15 protein-coding genes are annotated in these 16371 nt (G+C 69.8%); 9 read left to right on the top strand and 6 right to left on the bottom strand.

The window, feature by feature from the left end; genetic code table 11:
* Positions 1-1278: an ABC transporter substrate-binding protein gene (locus tag ACFYQA_RS14750; RefSeq protein WP_388916634.1), complete on the top strand. Its 1278-nt coding sequence runs from the start codon at positions 1-3 to the stop codon at positions 1276-1278.
* 500 nt (positions 1279-1778) lie between these two features.
* Here ACFYQA_RS14750 and ACFYQA_RS14745 read toward each other — a convergent pair whose 3' ends face one another.
* Both ACFYQA_RS14745 and ACFYQA_RS14740 read right to left on the bottom strand, forming a co-directional pair.
* Entirely contained in the window at positions 1779-2228 is a 450-nt protein-coding gene (locus ACFYQA_RS14745) for a transposase (protein ID WP_388916631.1), read from the bottom strand.
* A gap of 41 nt (positions 2229-2269) precedes the next feature.
* On the bottom strand, positions 2270-4594 hold the full coding sequence (locus ACFYQA_RS14740) for a beta-L-arabinofuranosidase domain-containing protein (RefSeq protein WP_388916628.1): 2325 nt from the start codon (positions 4592-4594) through the stop codon (positions 2270-2272).
* A 592-nt stretch (positions 4595-5186) separates the two neighbouring features.
* On the opposite strand from ACFYQA_RS14740, the gene ACFYQA_RS14735 reads away from it, so the two are divergent.
* Together ACFYQA_RS14735 and ACFYQA_RS14730 are read left to right on the top strand one after the other, a co-directional pair.
* Positions 5187-6590 (top strand): glycoside hydrolase family 43 protein, encoded by a 1404-nt coding sequence (locus ACFYQA_RS14735; RefSeq protein ID WP_388916625.1) that lies wholly within the window; start codon positions 5187-5189, stop codon positions 6588-6590.
* A gap of 609 nt (positions 6591-7199) precedes the next feature.
* Positions 7200-7634, top strand: a complete 435-nt coding sequence (locus ACFYQA_RS14730) for a VOC family protein (RefSeq protein ID WP_388916622.1) — start codon at positions 7200-7202, stop codon at positions 7632-7634.
* A gap of 295 nt (positions 7635-7929) precedes the next feature.
* Here the strand turns inward: ACFYQA_RS14730 and ACFYQA_RS14725 are convergent, their stop codons facing one another.
* From ACFYQA_RS14725 to ACFYQA_RS14710, 4 genes are all read right to left on the bottom strand, one after another.
* Positions 7930-8832 carry a TIGR03619 family F420-dependent LLM class oxidoreductase gene (locus ACFYQA_RS14725; RefSeq protein WP_388916619.1) on the bottom strand — a complete coding sequence of 301 codons (903 nt, stop codon included), beginning with the start codon at positions 8830-8832 and terminating at the stop codon, positions 7930-7932.
* 431 nt (positions 8833-9263) lie between these two features.
* On the bottom strand, positions 9264-9803 hold the full coding sequence (locus ACFYQA_RS14720) for a GNAT family N-acetyltransferase (protein ID WP_388916616.1): 540 nt from the start codon (positions 9801-9803) through the stop codon (positions 9264-9266).
* 368 nt (positions 9804-10171) lie between these two features.
* Entirely contained in the window at positions 10172-10363 is a 192-nt protein-coding gene (locus tag ACFYQA_RS14715; RefSeq protein ID WP_388916613.1) for a DUF397 domain-containing protein, read from the bottom strand.
* Positions 10360-11241, bottom strand: a complete 882-nt coding sequence (locus ACFYQA_RS14710) for a helix-turn-helix domain-containing protein (protein ID WP_388916610.1) — start codon at positions 11239-11241, stop codon at positions 10360-10362. Before ACFYQA_RS14710 ends, ACFYQA_RS14715 begins: the two co-directional genes overlap by 4 nt.
* Before the next feature lie 346 nt (positions 11242-11587).
* Here ACFYQA_RS14710 and ACFYQA_RS14705 point away from each other — a divergent pair, with 346 nt between their 5' ends.
* From ACFYQA_RS14705 to ACFYQA_RS14680, 6 genes are all read left to right on the top strand, one after another.
* Positions 11588-11812, top strand: coding sequence for a DUF397 domain-containing protein (locus ACFYQA_RS14705; RefSeq protein ID WP_388916607.1), 225 nt, complete (start codon positions 11588-11590; stop codon positions 11810-11812).
* A gap of 78 nt (positions 11813-11890) precedes the next feature.
* Positions 11891-12382 (top strand): hypothetical protein, encoded by a 492-nt coding sequence (locus ACFYQA_RS14700; protein ID WP_388916604.1) that lies wholly within the window; start codon positions 11891-11893, stop codon positions 12380-12382.
* Positions 12383-12594: 212 nt separating this feature from the next.
* Complete coding sequence (locus ACFYQA_RS14695) at positions 12595-13245, top strand: CBS domain-containing protein (protein WP_388916601.1); 651 nt, start codon at positions 12595-12597, stop codon at positions 13243-13245.
* Between the two features lie 358 nt (positions 13246-13603).
* Entirely contained in the window at positions 13604-14362 is a 759-nt protein-coding gene (locus tag ACFYQA_RS14690) for a hypothetical protein (protein ID WP_388916598.1), read from the top strand.
* A gap of 373 nt (positions 14363-14735) precedes the next feature.
* Positions 14736-15185: an ATP-binding protein gene (locus tag ACFYQA_RS14685; protein WP_388916595.1), complete on the top strand. Its 450-nt coding sequence runs from the start codon at positions 14736-14738 to the stop codon at positions 15183-15185.
* A gap of 116 nt (positions 15186-15301) precedes the next feature.
* A complete protein-coding gene (locus tag ACFYQA_RS14680; RefSeq protein ID WP_388916592.1) occupies positions 15302-16309 on the top strand; it encodes a hypothetical protein in 1008 nt (335 codons plus the stop codon).
* Positions 16310-16371 lie beyond the last annotated feature (62 nt).

Below are 16371 nucleotides of genomic sequence, written 5' to 3'. Positions count from 1 at the left end.
GTGACCCGGCGGTTCAAGATGCTGATCTTCATCATGGTCATGCTGCTGATCACCGCCTGCGGCATGGTGGTGGTCTGGGCGCAGCACGACGACGAGGAGCCGGTGACCATCCTCGGAACGTGGACGGCCAAGCAGGCGGAGCAGTTCGAAACCCTGCTGCACGGCTTCGGCATCCCCTTCCGCTACCAGGGCACCGCGGCCCAACGGGATGTGCTGCTCTCCAAGGTGCAGTCGGGGGAGCCCCCGGACATCGTGATCATGCCGGGCCTCGGCGAACTCGCCGAATACGCAGACCAGAAACTCCTCAAACCGCTGAACCGTCTCTACGAGCCGCAGGAGTACGGCGCCCCCTGGAAGCCGACCGGCTCGCCCTCCGAACACGTCTACTGGGTCCCGGTCAAGGCGGACCTGAAGAGCATCGTCTGGTACCGCCAGGGTCACAAGCCCGCCCATAGGCCTGCTCCACTGAGGAGTTGGTGCATCGGCATGGGGGACGACGGCGCCTCCGGCTGGCCCGGCACCGACTGGATCGAGGACCTCGTGCTGCAACGGGAGGGCCCGGACGTCTACGAGCAGTGGGCGCTGGGCACGGGCGAGGTGAAGTGGTGGCGCAGTGATCCGGTGCACACGGCCTGGGAGGCGTGGGCCGATCTGCTCCGGCAGGACAAGAACGCGGCCGAGAACGCTCTGCTCACCGACCACCGCGGCGACCCGGACGACAACGGGCTGCTGTTCGACGGCCGGGGCGGGTGCACCCTGGAGCATCAGGGCTCCTTCGCGCTCTCCTTCTACAGGAACGACGCGCAGCACGCAGACCTGATGGACTCCGCTCCGCTCCTGCCCGAAGGCGGCAGCCGGGTCCGGGCCCACGAGGTGACCGGTGACTTCGCCGCGCTGTTCAGCGACCGCCCCCAGGCCCGTGAACTGATCCGCCGGCTGGCCTCCAAGGAGGGCCAGCAGAGGTGGGCCGGTCTGGCGGACGTCTTCTCGGCGAATGGTCAGGTGAATCCAGAAAAGCCACAGGACGACGCGGTCGAACACAAGATCGCACTACGGCTCCGTGAAGGCCCCCGCTGCCTGGACGCCTCGGACGTCATGGCACCTGCCGTGCGGGACACCTTCTACGAGGCCGTCCTGCTGACCATCGCAAGGGTCGCCACCGACCAGGACCTCGACATTCCGGGTCTCCTCCAGGATGTGCAGAGGATGCAGGACGCGCAGTCCGCGCAGGGCGTCGACAACAGAGCGGCCCCGAAGACGGTGTGCAGTAAGCGGTGAGCGATCGGGCGGTGCCTACCGCATGTGGTGCGACGGCGGCATCGCCGTCGTCGTCAGTGCGACCACGCCCTCCAGGCCGACACAGCCGCGGCGGGGGCTGACGAAGCCGTTGGCGGTGGCCTTGTCGGGGGTTCCGCGGGCGAGTTCGTCGACGGTCGCGCAGGGCGTAGGCCGAGCGCCATTCCCCCGGCGCCCAGGCCCCAGGTTCCCCACCGGCCGCGAGCCGCTCCAGAAGCGCGCGCTGCCGTTCGTCCAAGGCGGACCGGGCCGCGGACCCTGACGCCCTCCAGTACCGGGACGGAGCGGGGGCTGTCGGCGGCCTGTCCCGGCGTGACGACGAACGACAGCGGCCGGCACCGGCGGTCGGCCGCGAGGTGGGTCTTGGTGGTCAACCCACCTCGGGAACGGCCCAGTTCGGCCGCACGGAGCCGGGCCCTGCGACGCCGGCGCGTGCGGCGGCGTCGCAGGGCCCGGCTGGTCGTCCCCCTCGCCGGGCGGGCCTACCGGGGCGTTCTGCCCCTTTCGAGGAGCCCCTTTTCCTCCGTGACGGCCTTCTCCAGCTCTTCCAGGAGTTCGGGGCCGACCACCATTCCGGCCGCGTGGTGGTGGGCGCGCGAGACCGTGGAATCCACGCTGACCAGGTCGAGGCCGGCCTGCCCGCGGGCCGCGGCCTCGGCGGTCATCCCGTCCATCAGCGTCCGGAACGTCCCGGCCGCCGCCCACCGCTGGAACGCGCCGTAGACGGTCGACCAGGAGCCGTACTCCTCCGGCACGTCCCGCCAGGGGCCCCCGGCCCTGAACCGCCACATCACGGCGTTGAACTGCCGCCGCAGGTCAGGGACCGGACCGCGTTCGCCCACCGGCGAGAACGGCTCGACCAACTCCCACTCGGCATCCGAGAGATCACCACGCGCCACCCCGACAACTACCAGGTCCAGGCTGCCGCGCACCGGCAAATCCAGAAACCAGTGATCCGAACCTGGAACAGTCCCTAGTTGCGTACGACACGCCACCGGTTGTCGGCCGTGCCGTCGTCGGAGTCCTGGACGGCGAAGGCGCCGACGGCGGTGGAGTTGCCCGCGATGGCGAGGAGTTTGCCGCTGTGTTCGTTGCGGATCTTGTATGTGCCGTCGTTCTGGTCGAGCAGGGTCCAGCGGTGGTCGGCGGTGCCGTTGTCGGCCCACTGCAGGACGGTCGCGTCGTCGGCGGTGGACATGTCCTGGACGCCGAGGACCTTGCCGCTGTGGGCGTTGCGGAAGCGGAAGGCGCCGCCGTCGGTGAGCATCTCCCAGTTGTGGTCGGCGGTGCCGGAGTCGTTCCATTGCAGGGCCCGGCCGCCGTCGGCGGTGGACATGTCCTGGATGCCGAGGACCAGGCCGCTGGCCGCGTTGACGAGGCGGACGTCGGGGACGTCGGGGACGGTGCTGGTGTTCCAGTAGACGGTGTAGTTGTGGCCGTGGGCATCGTGGAACGGGCCCAGGTTCACGGTGGCGCCGGCCGCGGTGGCGGTGAAGGCGAGCGTACTGGTGTTGGTCCGCCTGATCGAGGAGGTGTCCAGGGACGGCAGGGCGCTGAGCGCCGTGTTGCCGTAGTTGCCGGACAGGACGACCGGGCCGTAGGTGATCGCGGCGACGTTCGGGTTGTCGTTGGCCGGCCGCGTGACGACCCGCATGGGCAGGCGGGCGGTGACCGTGTCGCCGGAGGTCCAGGCGCGGGTGAGGGCGGCGTAGCCGCCGGGCGTGGTGGTGACGTTCTGGGTGACACCGTTGACGGCGATGGTGGCGCCGGTGGTCCAGCCGGGGATGCGGATGCGCATCGTCCAGGTGCCGGCCGCGCTGCCGGTGACGCGCAGGGTCGTGGTGTCGCTCGTCGGGTAGGAGGTGGTCTGGGTGACGGTGATGCCGCGTTCGGTCCAGGTGAGGACCGAGGGGACGAACAGGTTCACTGTCAGGGTGGTGCCGGCGTAGTAGTAGATGGAGTCCATCAGCCGGGTGTGTATCTCCAGGCCGGTGCCCTGGCAGCACCAGAAGGTGGTGTAGTCGGTGCTCCAGGTGCCGCCTCCCCAGGCCGGGCCGACACCGCGCCGGCCGCCGGGGTTGAGGGGGGTGAAGTAGGTGACGTGGCCGTGGGGGTCGGCCGGGTTCTGCTGGCCGATCATGTGGTTGAGCCACGCCTGTTCGTAGAAGTCGAAGAGCGCGGCCCGGTTCGGGTCCAGGGCGAACAGTTCGCGGGTGAGGGTGAGCATGTTGACGGTGTTGCAGCTCTCGCAGGTGTCCTGGCGCAGGTACGCGGCGATGGCGTTCGGGGCGTGGAAGTGCTCGGCCTGGCTGTTGCCGCCGATGGCGTAGGTGTGGGTGCCCACGCAGATGTTCCAGGCGTTGGTGGCGATGTCGCGGTAGCGGGTGGTGCCGGTGGCCTTGTACTCCCGCGCCGCGCCGATCCACTTCGGTACCTGGGTGTTGGCGTGCAGACCGTCGAGCCGGTCTTGGCCGGCGGCCAGGGGGTCGAAGACGGCGGCGTGGTCGAAGCGGCGGGCGACGGTGAGCCAGCGCGCGTCGCCGGTCTGCTGGTACAGGTCGGTGAGCACGGTGTTCATGCCGCCGAACTCGGTGCCCAGCATGGCCTGTGTCTGTGCCGCGGTCAGCCGGCCGGTGCGGGTGTCGACCCATCCGGCCAGCGCCAGCAGGACGTCGCGGGCCTGGGTGCTGCCGAGGTGGCGCCACACGTCAAGCAGACCGGTGAGGGTCTTGTGGATCGTGTAGTAGGGCACGTTGCCGTTGTTGAGGGTGCGGGCTTCGAGGGCGGTGAAGTCGGCCTCGGGGTAGCCGGACAGGTACCCGGCGGTGAATCCGGCGGCGCCGTTGTTGGCCTGGCACTTGGCCAGCTCCGCGACCATGTACGTGGCCTTGTCCCGGCAGACGGTGTCCCCGGTCACGGCGTACAACTGCGCCCAGGCCGTGAGGAAGTGGCCTTGGACGTGGCTGCGGAAGGGGAAGTTCGGCGCGTCCCAGCCGCCGGTCGCGGCGGCACCGGCCGTGGAGAGGCGGTGGTTGGCGCGGAAGTTGTACAGCAGCCGGTCGACGTCCACGAACCGCAGGTAGGCGGCGGTGCGGTTCTGGTTGTCGAGCCAGCGGCTCGCGGTCAGCCGGACCTGGCCGAGCGCGAAGGGGTGGGCCAGGGCTCCGATGTCCGTCCGGACGGGCGGGACCACCGCCGCGTGGGCGGGAGTGGCGCCGAGGAGGGGGCCGGTGGCAGAGGCGGCGGCCGTGGCTCCGGCGGCCTGGAGGAGGCGGCGCCTGCTGAGGGAGGAGGTCATCGTGCGCTCTCTTCCGTGCGTGGGAGGCGGTGGGGTGTGGAGTGGGGACCAGGGGTGAGGGCCAGGGGTGGGGGGGTGGCTCAGGCGAGTCGGGAGGACCGGTCGGAGGCGAACGGCTCGTCGGTCCGGTACGGGTCGAGCCAGAACGCGCATGAACGTCTCCTCACAGCCGGAAGGAGCAGGAGCCGGAGCCGGAGCCGGAACAGAAACCGGAGCGGATACGAAAACACGGGACTTCGTGAAACCGGAATAAATGTGAACCCGCCATATCGGCGCCCCGTACCCGTGCGTTCGATATTTCGAAAAGCGTTCGCAGTGACGCCGGAACTTTAGAGGGCACGCAATACGGCGTCAATACCGTCGGCACCCTCGAGCGGCGATCGGATAGCGGGGACCGCCCGCGAAGGAACGCATGACGAAAATCGCACCCAAGGCATTGACGGACCACGAACAACGCCTTACTTTCCTGACTGACCTGCCGAACCGCGTCCCATATATCGAACGTCGATGAAGCCGCCGAGCCGGCCTCCTCCCTCGGTCGGCGTGTCCGCCGCTGTTCGCTCACCCACCCCGCACGCACCCCGGAGAACCGATGAGCGCACATTCCCGCACCCCCGCCATGCCGTCACGCAGACTCTTCCTCGGCGCCGCCACGGCCACGACGATGGCCCTGGCCACCGATCTGACGCTCGGAGCCCGATCCGCGCATGCCGCCGACTCCGCCTACGTGATGGGGTACTTCACCGAGTCGCCGAACGGCATCGGCACCGACTACGGCCTGCACCTGGCCGTCAGCACGGACTCCCTGAACTGGACGCCGCTGAACCAGAACAACCCCGTGGTCACTCCCACCGCCGGTGCCGGCGGCCTGCGCGACCCGTTCATCATGCGCAAGCGGGACGGCACCTTCGTGGTCCTCGCCACCGACCTCAAGGGCACCGACTGGGGCTACAACAGCCAGTACATCCACGTCTGGGACTCCACCGACCTGCGCACCTTCACCAACTACCGCCGCCCCCACCTGCACGACATGGTCACCCACAGCTGGGCCCCCGAAGCCTTCTGGGACGCGAGCCGCAACCAGTACGCCATCCTCTACTCGGCGGTGAACTCATCCGGCCACAACGTCCTCATGGTCAACCACACCAGCGACTTCACGACCGTCTCCGCCCCCCAGGTCTTCTTCGACCCCGGCTACGACGTCATCGACGGCGACATGGCCGTCGGCATCAACGGCGTCAACTACCTCTACTTCAAGAGCAGCGGGACCGGCGGCCTGGTCGGCGCCCGCTCCACCTCGCTGAACCCGGGCAGCTTCACCCCGTTCAGCACGTCGGTCGCCCACGGCGGTACCGAGGCCCCCACCCTCGTGAAGTCCCTGACCTCGAACACCTGGTACCTGTGGGGCGACACCTACACCCCCAACGGCGTCTTCTACGCCTGGCAGACCAGCGACCTCGCCGCCGGGACCTGGACCCCGGTCGACCAGAAGCTCTACACCCACCCGGTCAACGCCAAGCACTGCACCATCGCACCCATCACCGGAACCGAGTACACCAATCTCCTGGCCCGGTGGGGCGCCCCCGCCTGGAACCGGCTCAAGTCGTACAACTACCCGGCTCGCTACGTCCGCCACGCCGACTACACGGCCCGGATCGACACCTACCCCTTCGACCCGTACACCGACTCCCAGTGGAAGCTCGTGCCCGGCCTGGCCGACGCCTCCGGCGTCTCCTTCCAGTCGGTCAGCCACCCCACCCGCTACCTGCGCCACTACGACTTCGCGCTCCGCCTCGACGCGAGCGACGGCACCGGCACATTCGCCCAGGACGCCACCTTCCACCGCGTCGCCGGCCTCGCCGACGCCTCCTGGTCCTCCTTCCGCTCCCACAACCAGCCCACCCGCTACATCCGCCACTCCGGCTACGTCCTGCGGATCGACCCGATCAGCACCGCCACGGACCGGGCCGACGCCACCTTCTCGGTCGGTCACTGACGGGGCGGGCAAGCCCGCGAGGAAGGTGAGAAGACTCCTTTCGAAAAAGCGATACGGGGCGGCCGAAAGTCGGCTGCTTGGGAGCTCGGCCCGCTCTCGGAGCGCGACACCATTTTCTCCGCGCGTGGCGGGAATCCAACGTCACGCACACGTATTCGGCATGCGTTCGCGTACGCCCGAGGCCATTTCATACACACGCAGACATTTCCGGATCGCAGCATGATGAGCGATGACGACGACGGTGAACACAGACTTCTCAGGGCCGTACGGAGCGGAGAACGGCGGGCGCCGCAAACGCTCGTGCAGCACTTCCCACCCCTGGTGCACACTCACGTCGGCAGGCTTCGAACGGGGACGCGCACCGGAGCCGATGCCCGGGACACCACGCTGCAGGCCGTGCGCGAACTGCCGACACCACCCGCGGCCCACACGCACCGCGCGTGGGCCGCGGGCCCTGGCGGTGCGGCAACTCCCCGCACGTCAGCACCGCGACCAGGGGCACCCGGGGTTCTCGCCATGCCGGTCGACTCGGCCGGCGGCCCGGCCGCCGGCCGCGAGACGCTGATCTCCGGGGTCCTGGTGCACAGCACGTGCCACTACGGTGAGCCAATGGCATCGATCAAGCAGTTCCAAGTCACCTTCGACTGCGCAGAGCCTGAGCGCGTCGCTCGTTTCTGGTGCGAGGTGTTGGGGTACGTCGCACCGCCGCCGGAGGGGTTTGCCACTTGGGACGATTTCGATCGCGCACTGCCCCCTGACCATCAGGGTCCAGCGTTCGCATCATGCGCTGATCCCACGGGTGCGGGCCCGCGGCTGTTCTTCCAGCGCGTGCCCGAAAGCAAGGTCGTCAAGAATCGGCTTCATCTTGACGTACGGGTCGGCACCGGGCTCGTGGGTGAGGAGCGCCTCGCCGCACTCGAGGCCGCGTGCGCACGACTGGTCCCGCTCGGCGCGGTACGCGTACGACTGCTTCTTGCCGACGACGACAACGAGTCGTGCCTCGTGATGCAGGACATCGAGGGCAACGAGTTCTGTCTCGACTGAGGGACCGCCCTCGACCTGTCAGGGCGCTGTGGCGCAGATCGCCGGCCGATGTTCCAAGCGCCGCGGGGCCCCGCTTCGATCCGCGGGCCGTGAGGACGCACGCGGTCTCGTTGCAGTGTGGTCGACCGGGTCCCGGCGAGGCGGCAGAATTCGTCATGACGCGGTCGCGGGCTCGCGGTCCCGGCGAGCGAACCTCGCCGGGACCGCGCCACACCACTGGGCCGCGCCACCGGGCCGCGCCACCGGGCCGACGCACGCCGACCCTCCGATGCCGACTCGTCAGGACGAAGCGGGTTCAGCCCTTCGCCACGAGCTGGAGGATCTGCCGGGCGTGCTCGATGGACCCGTCGACGGTGTCCACGTCGTACATCGAGTCGATCATGAAGTGGTCGATGCCCGTCCGCTCGTGGACCTCCTTGACGGTGTCGGCGACCCGCTCCGTGCTCGTGCCGGCGTCGATGTTCACCCGCAGCACGGTGTCGATCGCCTGGGGATCACGGCCGGTCTGCCGGGCCAGTTCGTCCAACTGCGAGCGCTGCGCGACGAGCCCGTCGATGTCTACGTAACCGGGGACGACGATCAACGGCAGCCAGCCGTCACCGCGTCGGGCGACACGGCGCAGTGCGCGCTCGGACATCGCGCCCAGGTAGAAGGGCGGACGCGGCTTCCGCGCCGGCTTCAGCGGCGAGTGGTGCTCGGGTACGGAGAGCTGCGCGCCCTCGTACTGCGCCGGGTCGGTGGTCCAGATGGCGTCGAGGGCGTCGAGCAGTTCCTCCATGCGGGCACCGCGGCGGGTGAAGTCCAGGCCGGCCGCCTGGTACTCCTCGGGGGACCAGCCGACCCCGAAGCCGGGCAGCAGGCGTCCGCCGCTGATCAGGTCGATCGTCGTCAGCGACCGGGCCAGCTGGACGGGCGGGTAGAGCGGGGCGACGAGGACGTGGGAGCCCAGCAGCACCCGGCTGGTCGCGGCGGCCGCGACGCCGAGGAGGACGAACGGGTCCGCCGCGGGGTTCAGTTCCTCCGGGATGGTGTCGCCCTGCCCTCCGTATCCCACGGCGGGACGGACCGCGGCCAGGTTGCGGTCCCCCACCCACAGGCTGGCGCCCCCGGCCTCCTCGATCGCGGAGGCGAACGTGCCCGTCTGCGCGATGCCGTACGCCTGGTGGTGGAACTGGGGGAGGGCGAAACCTATCTTCATGCCGTCCTTCACACTGTGTTGCTGCCGGGCACGGCACTTCAGCTCCGCACCGGCATGATCCTCATCGGGTGAAGTTCACCCTAGGCAGGTCCTTGCGCCTTCAACGTTCGGCGCGCCGTGCGTAGTTGGCACGACATGGACTGCGCCGGTGGCAGTGGTCACGGTGAATACGGGAGTTACCGCTTCCACGGCGCCTGGTACTCCGTCGGCGACAATCGGCTATGGGGCGCCGACCACCATCGCAGCCGCCCCGCACGGAGCCGGGCCCTGCACACCGCCGGCCGCGCTGGTCCAACCTCGCTGCCCGCCGCCCCTGGTGTACTCGCCGCCCGACGCAAGGAACGCGCCTGCACCCGCAGTGAACAGGGCGTCCGTCGGGGCGGAAGCCCCGGCGCACCCGCAGCCTGATCGAACCACCCCGGCGGAGAACGTCAGCTCCTCGCACTACGGGCGATGCGGTACACCACGTTCGGACGCAGTGGACCTTCGGGCTCGGTGGGGTCGTCGAAGTCGTCGGCCGGGTCCCGGGTCATGCCGATCCGGCGCATCACCGCCTGCGAACGGAGGTTGGTGGCCGTGGTGACAGCGAGGATCTCAGGTAGCTCAAGAGTGTCGAAGCCATGGGCCAGGACTGTCAGCGCGGCCTCGGTGGCGTACCCGTGGCCCCAGGCCGAACGGGCGAGCCGCCAGCCGATCTCCACCCCTGTGAACGGTATGTCGTCGTCCACTTCGTCCAAGCCCGCGAAGCCGATGAACTCACCCGTGAACTGCTTCTCGACCGCCCACCATCCGTAGCCTCGCCGGTCGAACTCGGCCCGGAACCGCGCCACGGAGGCATCGCTCTGCTCGCGGGTGAGCAGGTCGCCCAAGTGCTCTCGAACCTCGGGATCGGCATTCATCGCCGCCCACGGTTCGAGGTCAGAGTCACGCCACCGGCGCAGGACGAGGCGATCGGTACGCAGTTCAGCCATGCCGCCCAGCCAACGTGAGCTCTGGCCCCGAGGCAATTCCTTTTCCCTCCGGGTGGCCCGACACTGCGGAGCCGGAGACGGGTGCCTTGCTGAAAAGCGTGAGCACTCGGCGGGCATGTGTCACGTGAGCGCTCAAACGAGCAACATCGGGGCAGCGGCAGCCAAAGTGTTCACGCTTCGGGGACGGTGTGTCACACCCGGGACACAGGCGCTTGAACCGCCCCGAGTCCGGCCACCGCTACATCAATCGCGCGACCCTCGGATACGCACCCCAGGATGAAACCAAGAGCCCGGCGAAGCAGTGAAGGTGCGCCGTCCGCCGCTCCATCCAGCACCCGGCACAGCGGACAGCACACCCTTCAAGTCGCTCAGCGCTCCGACGCGAACCGCACGAACTGCCCCCAGCCTTCACGGCCGACGGCGAAGGCCGGGCGGGTCACGTCCTTGGAGTCCCGTACGTGGACGGCCTGTTCGGCCATCGCAACTTCCACGCAGCTGTCGCCCTGGGTGCCGCTGTAGCTGGACTTGAACCAGGCGAGTTCCGTCGTACCGCTGCTCATAGCTCTCCTCGCAGTCGCTCCAGCAGGTCCCGGGATTCCTTGGGGTTGAGGGCCTGCGAGCGCAGTGTGTCATAGCGTCGGCAGAGCAGACTCACCTCTTTCGCGTCGGAGATCAGCCGCCCGTTCTGCTGACCCTCGGAGTACCCGAGCCTCCGTCCCTCCAAGGTCTCCACCAGCTGGACAGGCCCGTCCAGACACCCATGGAACTCCAGCTCCAGCGGCACCACTTGAAGCGTCACATTCCGCGGCGCGGTGAGCTCAAGCACATGGTCCAGCATGCTCGCCTGCACCTGTGCCCCGCCCAGTCCGCGTCGGAAAACCGACTCCTCCACGATGAAGCCGAACGGCACTGTCGGCCGGTCCCGCATTATCGTCTGCCGCTCCATTCGGGCAGCGACCTGTGCCTCCGCCTGCTCATCGGTCAGCAGTGGGATGCTGTTGTCGAACACCGCCCGCGCATACGCCTCCGACTGCAACAGCCCCGGAACCAGCCGGCACTCGTACGTGCACAGGCTCACCGCCTCCCGCTCCAGCCGCGCCCACCGCCGGAACCACGCCGCGAGGCCCGCCTCACCCCGGGTGAGATGGCGGGCGGCCTTCCGCAGCGCCCCCGTGTTGCCCAGCGCCTCCTCCGCGCGTTCCACGAACGCCTCGTCCGGCATCCGGCGCCCCAACTCCACCGACTCCACGGTGTGCTTGGAGTACTGGACCCGAGCGCCGAGGTCGACCCGGCTGAGCCCCGCGTGTTCGCGCAGCGCCTGGACGAAGGCGCCGAACGTGCGCAGGCTGTCGGACGGATGAGGCTCCCGCTCCCACTCCCCCGCCGGAACCACCCGCGCGCCGACGCCCCCGGCCGCCTCCCCTTCGACGATGTCCATGCGCCGCCCCTCTCTGCGTACCGCGCCCCGGCGGCCCCTTTCACCGCTTCGCGCTCACCACCCAGAGTGACGGAAGAACCGTCGCACCGTCCACTCTGAGTGCCCTTACGGTGACTCCGCGTACGGGGCGCCGCACTCGTCCCCGCCCGCATCCGACCGTCACTCTGGCGTCATGGAGAGCGAAGGGAAACCGTCCGGCCCCGCGACCGGAGCCACGGCTGGACGTGTCCGTCGGCCCGCGGGACCTCCCGGGCGACCGTCGTCTCTTCCGTGGACTCCGGCCCCATACGTACGGGGCGGCGGCGGCCGGACCTGGCCGCGTTCAGATGAGCTGGAAGGTGCAGTGATGCAGAACGGAACCACCCTGTACGCGCTCGACATCAGCGGGGCCTCGTTCGTGAAGGCATGCGGCGGCCCCTGCACCGAGGGATGCGTGACCCTGGCCCGGATCGGCGAGGGCGCCTGGGCCCTGGGCGACAGCAAGCAGCCGGACGCGCAGCCGCTGCGGTTCACCACGGAGGAGCTGGACGCGGCCGGCATCGACCCGGCGCGCTTCGGCCTCGGCGCCTGATCCCCACCCCCTCCCTACCGCCGGCCGGACCGGGTCCCTCCCCGTGTCCGGCCGGCCCTTCTCGAACGGGAACGGCTCGTGCACCACCACGGCTATCTGTGGACCGGCCCGAAGGCACGCTTCGACGACGAGGCCCTGCGGCGGCCCCCGCACCCCGATCCGCCCCCGGCCGGAAGCAGACCGGAACTGATCGAGCGCTACCGCCGGGTGGCCGCGGAGTTCTCCACGTCGGACCTCCCGCCCCTGGAGACGGCGTACTGGCTCGTCAAGCCCCGCTCATCGGTTCGGGGCACGTGGGACGAGGCGAAGGAGGCGGCGGTCTGGCTCGGTGAGCGGCTGGCCGAGTACGCCCCCCGGTTCGCGTCGGAGAGCGACCGGGACACCACGCGCCTGGCCCGACTGGTGAACGCCGCCGCCGGACGACTGCACGCGGGTGCCGACGTGTCGTACGGCTGCTACCTCGAACGCCCCTCGTACCTCTCCCTGGCCGTGGTGACGTGCTCCCCGAACCGCGCGATCCCCGACCTGGCCTGCCCGTGCGCGTGGTCGAGCGGTCAGGGGGCGACCTGACCCTCCCCGTCGACGAGCGCAAGGGCCGGGCGCCCGGCGTCGTCGGCGTCTCACGCGCACTCGGCCGCACTCCTGGCCGTGCGACCGCCGGCCTCTCCGTCAGGCCGAACGTCACTGGTCGCCGGAGCCGCGCGGTGCTGTCATGGGGAGGGAGGACGGCGTGGACGAGCCGGCAAGGGCGCGGCCACCCCGTCGCACAGCGGAGGAGGTCGATGCCCATGCTGTACCGCCGCACGGTCGGTGACGTGATGACCGAGGAGGTCGTCACCATCCGCCGCACCACACCACTCCAGGAGGTCGCCGCCCTGCTGGACGCGAACGACATCGTCGCGGCCCCGGTCGTCGACGAGGACGGCGTTCCCGTCGGCGTCGTGTCCGCGTCCGACGTGCTGCGGCACGAGACCGGCCTGCCCGATCCGCAGGGTCAGGACGGGACCGACGAGCGCTCCTGGGGCAAGGCCCGGGCCCGGACCGCGGGCGCGCTCATGAGCAGCCCCGTCTTCACCGCCCGCGCCGACTGGACGATCCCCCGGGCCGCGCGGGAACTCCGCAGGCGGCACGTCAAGCAGCTGCCGGTGGTCGGCGACGACGGGCTCCTCGCCGGCATCGTCACCCGCAGCGACCTGCTCGACGCCTTCATCCGCTCCGACGCCGAGATCCGCGGCGAGGTCGAGCAGGAAGTCCTGGGGCGCATCCTCGGGCTGGACGAGGGCACCGTCGCGGTCGAGGTCCGGGACGGGGTCGTCACCCTTCAAGGACACGTCCCGGAACCGCGGCTCGTCCCGGTGGTCGTGGGCCTCTGCCAGGGCGTCGACGGTGTCGCCGCCGTGGACGCCCACCTCGCCGCCGCCCGAACGGGCTGAGCGTTCTGCCCCGGAAGGGCCGACCACCGGGTGCGGGCGAGCAGATTTCGGCACGAGACCGTCCCCACCCACCGTCGCCGCGCTGCCCGGCGGTTATCACGATCGGCATGGGCCTCTGACGCTGAGCACAACTGTGTCTTCCCGGTCCCTCCATGATTGGCTTTGTTCACGAGAACGGATTCGTTTGTTGACGGCTTCGGAAGTCGCTTCGTGTGCCGCCACCATGATCAATGTCGATGAGTTCGGGAGTCACCCATGGCTTCAGACAGGCGTTGTCAGTGCCGGTGATGACTTGCCGATCAGGGCGGGCTCGCGGCCCGTCGGTCGGAGAGGGGCTGCGGCTCGTCATACTTTTTACATGGAGACGCAAGCCGTCGAAGAAGCGCGGCGATGGCTCGCCGAACGGGGCGTCGTCGAGATCGGTCACGGGTGGGCCGACGCCGAGGAGCCGGGCCGGCCGCGCACCGCCGACGAGATCGCGCACTCCTGGGCCGGCGAGGTGTTCACCGACGGCTGCCTGGACGTGGCCGAGCAGGTGCGGCTGGCCTTCGGGCTGCTGGATCTCCTCGACGACTACTGGGTGACGTGCGAGATCCGGTTCGCGGACCGGGGCGCGCAGGGGCCCCTCCCCGCCGACGTGCTGTGGGACGGCTACCGCCGACGGCTGGAGGCGGAGCGCGACGCCGAGGCCGTCACCTACTCGCTCTGGGTCGACTGGTTCGAGGACCACGACACCGCCGTGACGGCCTTCGCCGAGGTGCTCGGCCACGACATCGACCACGTCGTGGCGGAGGGATCGGACGCCCTGCTCCGCCGGGCCGGCCGTGTTCTGACCTGCTCAGGCCCCGTGCCCTGGCCGGTGAAGCAGCCGACATATGAAACCGCCGCCCGGCTCCCCGCACTGCACGGGCCGCTGTACGAGGGCCTGCTGGCCGGCTACCACGATGTCTACGGCCACCTGGAGCCGACGGCCGCACTCGCCCTCCTCGCGCGACTGCACCTCCCGGCGGATACCCCACACCTCGCGAAGCTGCGGTCCGTGCTCGCCGCAGGACACAGGAACCACCACCGCAGCCCCCACGCCTGGGACGACGCAGTACGGGCCTCGACGCACTGAACATCACCGCCTGCCCGGCCGGGACGACCGCGAACGACGCCACACTCGGGCAGGCCCTCGCCCCTTCCTCGCCCCCCGGGTACGGCCCCTGAGCAAGGCCCGGGGCGACTGACTCCCGTTCTCGCGCACACCACCTGTTCGCACTGGCGTGCGACTCCCAATGTCGTGTCAGAACGACGTGCTACTCACGTACATAGCCAGACGATGTCTCTCTCCCCTTACCGCGCCGCGACAGCTCCTCATGCCACCCCGTGCTCACTACTCAGCGCGACGGAGAACCCGGCGTACCGTCCGCTCTTCGCATCCGTACGCCTACTCTTCGTACGGGGCGCGGCGCTCGCCCCCACCCGCGCCCGGCCGCCACTCTGGCGTCATGAACCACGCAACACCCCAAGTCGGCGCCCCCGTCAGCACCTTCACGCAACTGCTGTCGTCCACGCGGCGCGGCGCCCGTCTCGCCCGGCTCCTCGCGGTGACCGAACTGCACGCGCGGGGTGCTTCGCAGGAGCTCACGGAGCGTGCCGAACTCGTCGTCGCGGAACTCGCCGCCAACGCCGTCCTCCACGGCCGCGTGCCCGGCCGCTGCTTCCGGCTGACGCTCGTCCTCGACCCGGCCGCCGGCCGCCTCCGCATCGAGGTCAGCGACGCCCGCGGGAACCTCCACCCGCTCCCCTGCCCCACGGCCACCGCACCCGACCCGCTCTCCACCGGCGGACGCGGCCTGACCCTCGTCACCGCCCTCGCCGACCACTGGGACTGCGTCCCCTACCCACCCAGCGGCAAGACCGTCCGGGCGCTGCTCACCACACCGGCCGAAGCGTGACACGCCGTGGCCGCCCCGACCGCACGCCTCGGCGTCAACCCCAGAGGGCTCCACCAAACGGGTGATCACACATCAAACACCAACGAATGTTCTCACTTCGCGCATAGTTTCACGTCATGCCCAACGTCAGTCACGACACCCTGCACGGCTTCCTGCCGGGACGTCCGAAAGCGCTGAACCGCGCGCTGGACCTCCTGGACCTCGGAATCCCGCCCGGTGTCACCACCGAGACTCTCCCGACGGACGCATCCGGCGCCCCGAAGATGTTCACCCGGAACATGGACTCCGTGCTGCGGGTGGTCCGTCCCGACGGGCGCGAGCCGTTCATCCTCCTGATCGAGGCGCAGACCGGCGTCGAGACGAAGAAGGAGACCTCGTGGCCGTACTACATCGCCTACTTGCGTGACCGGTACAAACTCGAGGTCGTCCTGCTGGTCCTGTGCGTGGACACGGCAACAGCGGCATGGGCGGCCAGACCCCTGCGCACCGGTCTGGGGCGCCCCACCCAGGTGACAGTGCCCCACGTGCTGGGCCCGTCCAACGTGCCGCGGGTGAGCCGAATCCAGGACGCCTCGGCCGACTTGGACTTCGCCGCGTTCTGCCTGTGGATCCACAGCAACGACCCGGACATCGAGGGCATACTGACGGTAGTGGGCGAGGCACTGGCCCAGGACACGGACCGCGAAGCGCGGGACGACCTGGCGGGACTGATCGAGGACGGCTTGGGCAGCGAACACGCCCGGAAAATCTGGAGGAACCTGATGGAAACCCTCTTCACCCCCAGGCGGGGCACCATCGTGGGCGACGCCCGCCTCGCAGGACAGGAAGAAGGACTCAAGGAAGGACTCGAGGAAGGACGCGTGGCCGGAAAGGCCGAGCAACTGCTGCGCCTGATGGAGCGCCGCGGCTTCTCCATGACGGAAGAGACCCGACAGCGCGTCACCACCTGCACGGGCATGCCGCTCCTGGATCTCTGGTTCGACCGCGCCATCGACGCCACCACCCTCGACGAGATCTTCGCCGGGCACTCCACCACGGACCGCGTCCCCGCCCCCGCCCGGAGCCCCGAGCACACCGCGGTCCCCAGCCAAGAGCCGAGGAACCCCGGGCCCTCGGCCAACTGACACCAAAAGCGCACACCCGGCCGCACCCCACTCCGGGGTGCGGCCCGCTCGCTTCATGGCCC

Source organism: Streptomyces sp. NPDC005774 (assembly GCF_042871645.1).
Lineage (GTDB): Bacteria > Actinomycetota > Actinomycetes > Streptomycetales > Streptomycetaceae > Streptomyces > Streptomyces pratens.
The sequence above is the reverse complement of the archived record's forward strand: the minus strand, read 5'-3'. Positions and strand labels throughout refer to the sequence as shown.

Coding starts and splice junctions, on each gene's coding strand:
- ACFYQA_RS14740 (WP_388916628.1), bottom strand. CDS start 4,594: ATGACCTCCTCCCTCAGCAGGCGCCGCCTCCTCCAGGCCGCCGGAGCC.
- ACFYQA_RS14735 (WP_388916625.1), top strand. CDS start 5,187: ATGAGCGCACATTCCCGCACCCCCGCCATGCCGTCACGCAGACTCTTC.
- ACFYQA_RS14730 (WP_388916622.1), top strand. CDS start 7,200: ATGGCATCGATCAAGCAGTTCCAAGTCACCTTCGACTGCGCAGAGCCT.
- ACFYQA_RS14725 (WP_388916619.1), bottom strand. CDS start 8,832: ATGAAGATAGGTTTCGCCCTCCCCCAGTTCCACCACCAGGCGTACGGC.
- ACFYQA_RS14720 (WP_388916616.1), bottom strand. CDS start 9,803: ATGGCTGAACTGCGTACCGATCGCCTCGTCCTGCGCCGGTGGCGTGAC.
- ACFYQA_RS14715 (WP_388916613.1), bottom strand. CDS start 10,363: ATGAGCAGCGGTACGACGGAACTCGCCTGGTTCAAGTCCAGCTACAGC.
- ACFYQA_RS14710 (WP_388916610.1), bottom strand. CDS start 11,241: ATGGACATCGTCGAAGGGGAGGCGGCCGGGGGCGTCGGCGCGCGGGTG.
- ACFYQA_RS14705 (WP_388916607.1), top strand. CDS start 11,588: ATGCAGAACGGAACCACCCTGTACGCGCTCGACATCAGCGGGGCCTCG.
- ACFYQA_RS14695 (WP_388916601.1), top strand. CDS start 12,595: ATGCCCATGCTGTACCGCCGCACGGTCGGTGACGTGATGACCGAGGAG.
- ACFYQA_RS14690 (WP_388916598.1), top strand. CDS start 13,604: ATGGAGACGCAAGCCGTCGAAGAAGCGCGGCGATGGCTCGCCGAACGG.
- ACFYQA_RS14685 (WP_388916595.1), top strand. CDS start 14,736: ATGAACCACGCAACACCCCAAGTCGGCGCCCCCGTCAGCACCTTCACG.
- ACFYQA_RS14680 (WP_388916592.1), top strand. CDS start 15,302: ATGCCCAACGTCAGTCACGACACCCTGCACGGCTTCCTGCCGGGACGT.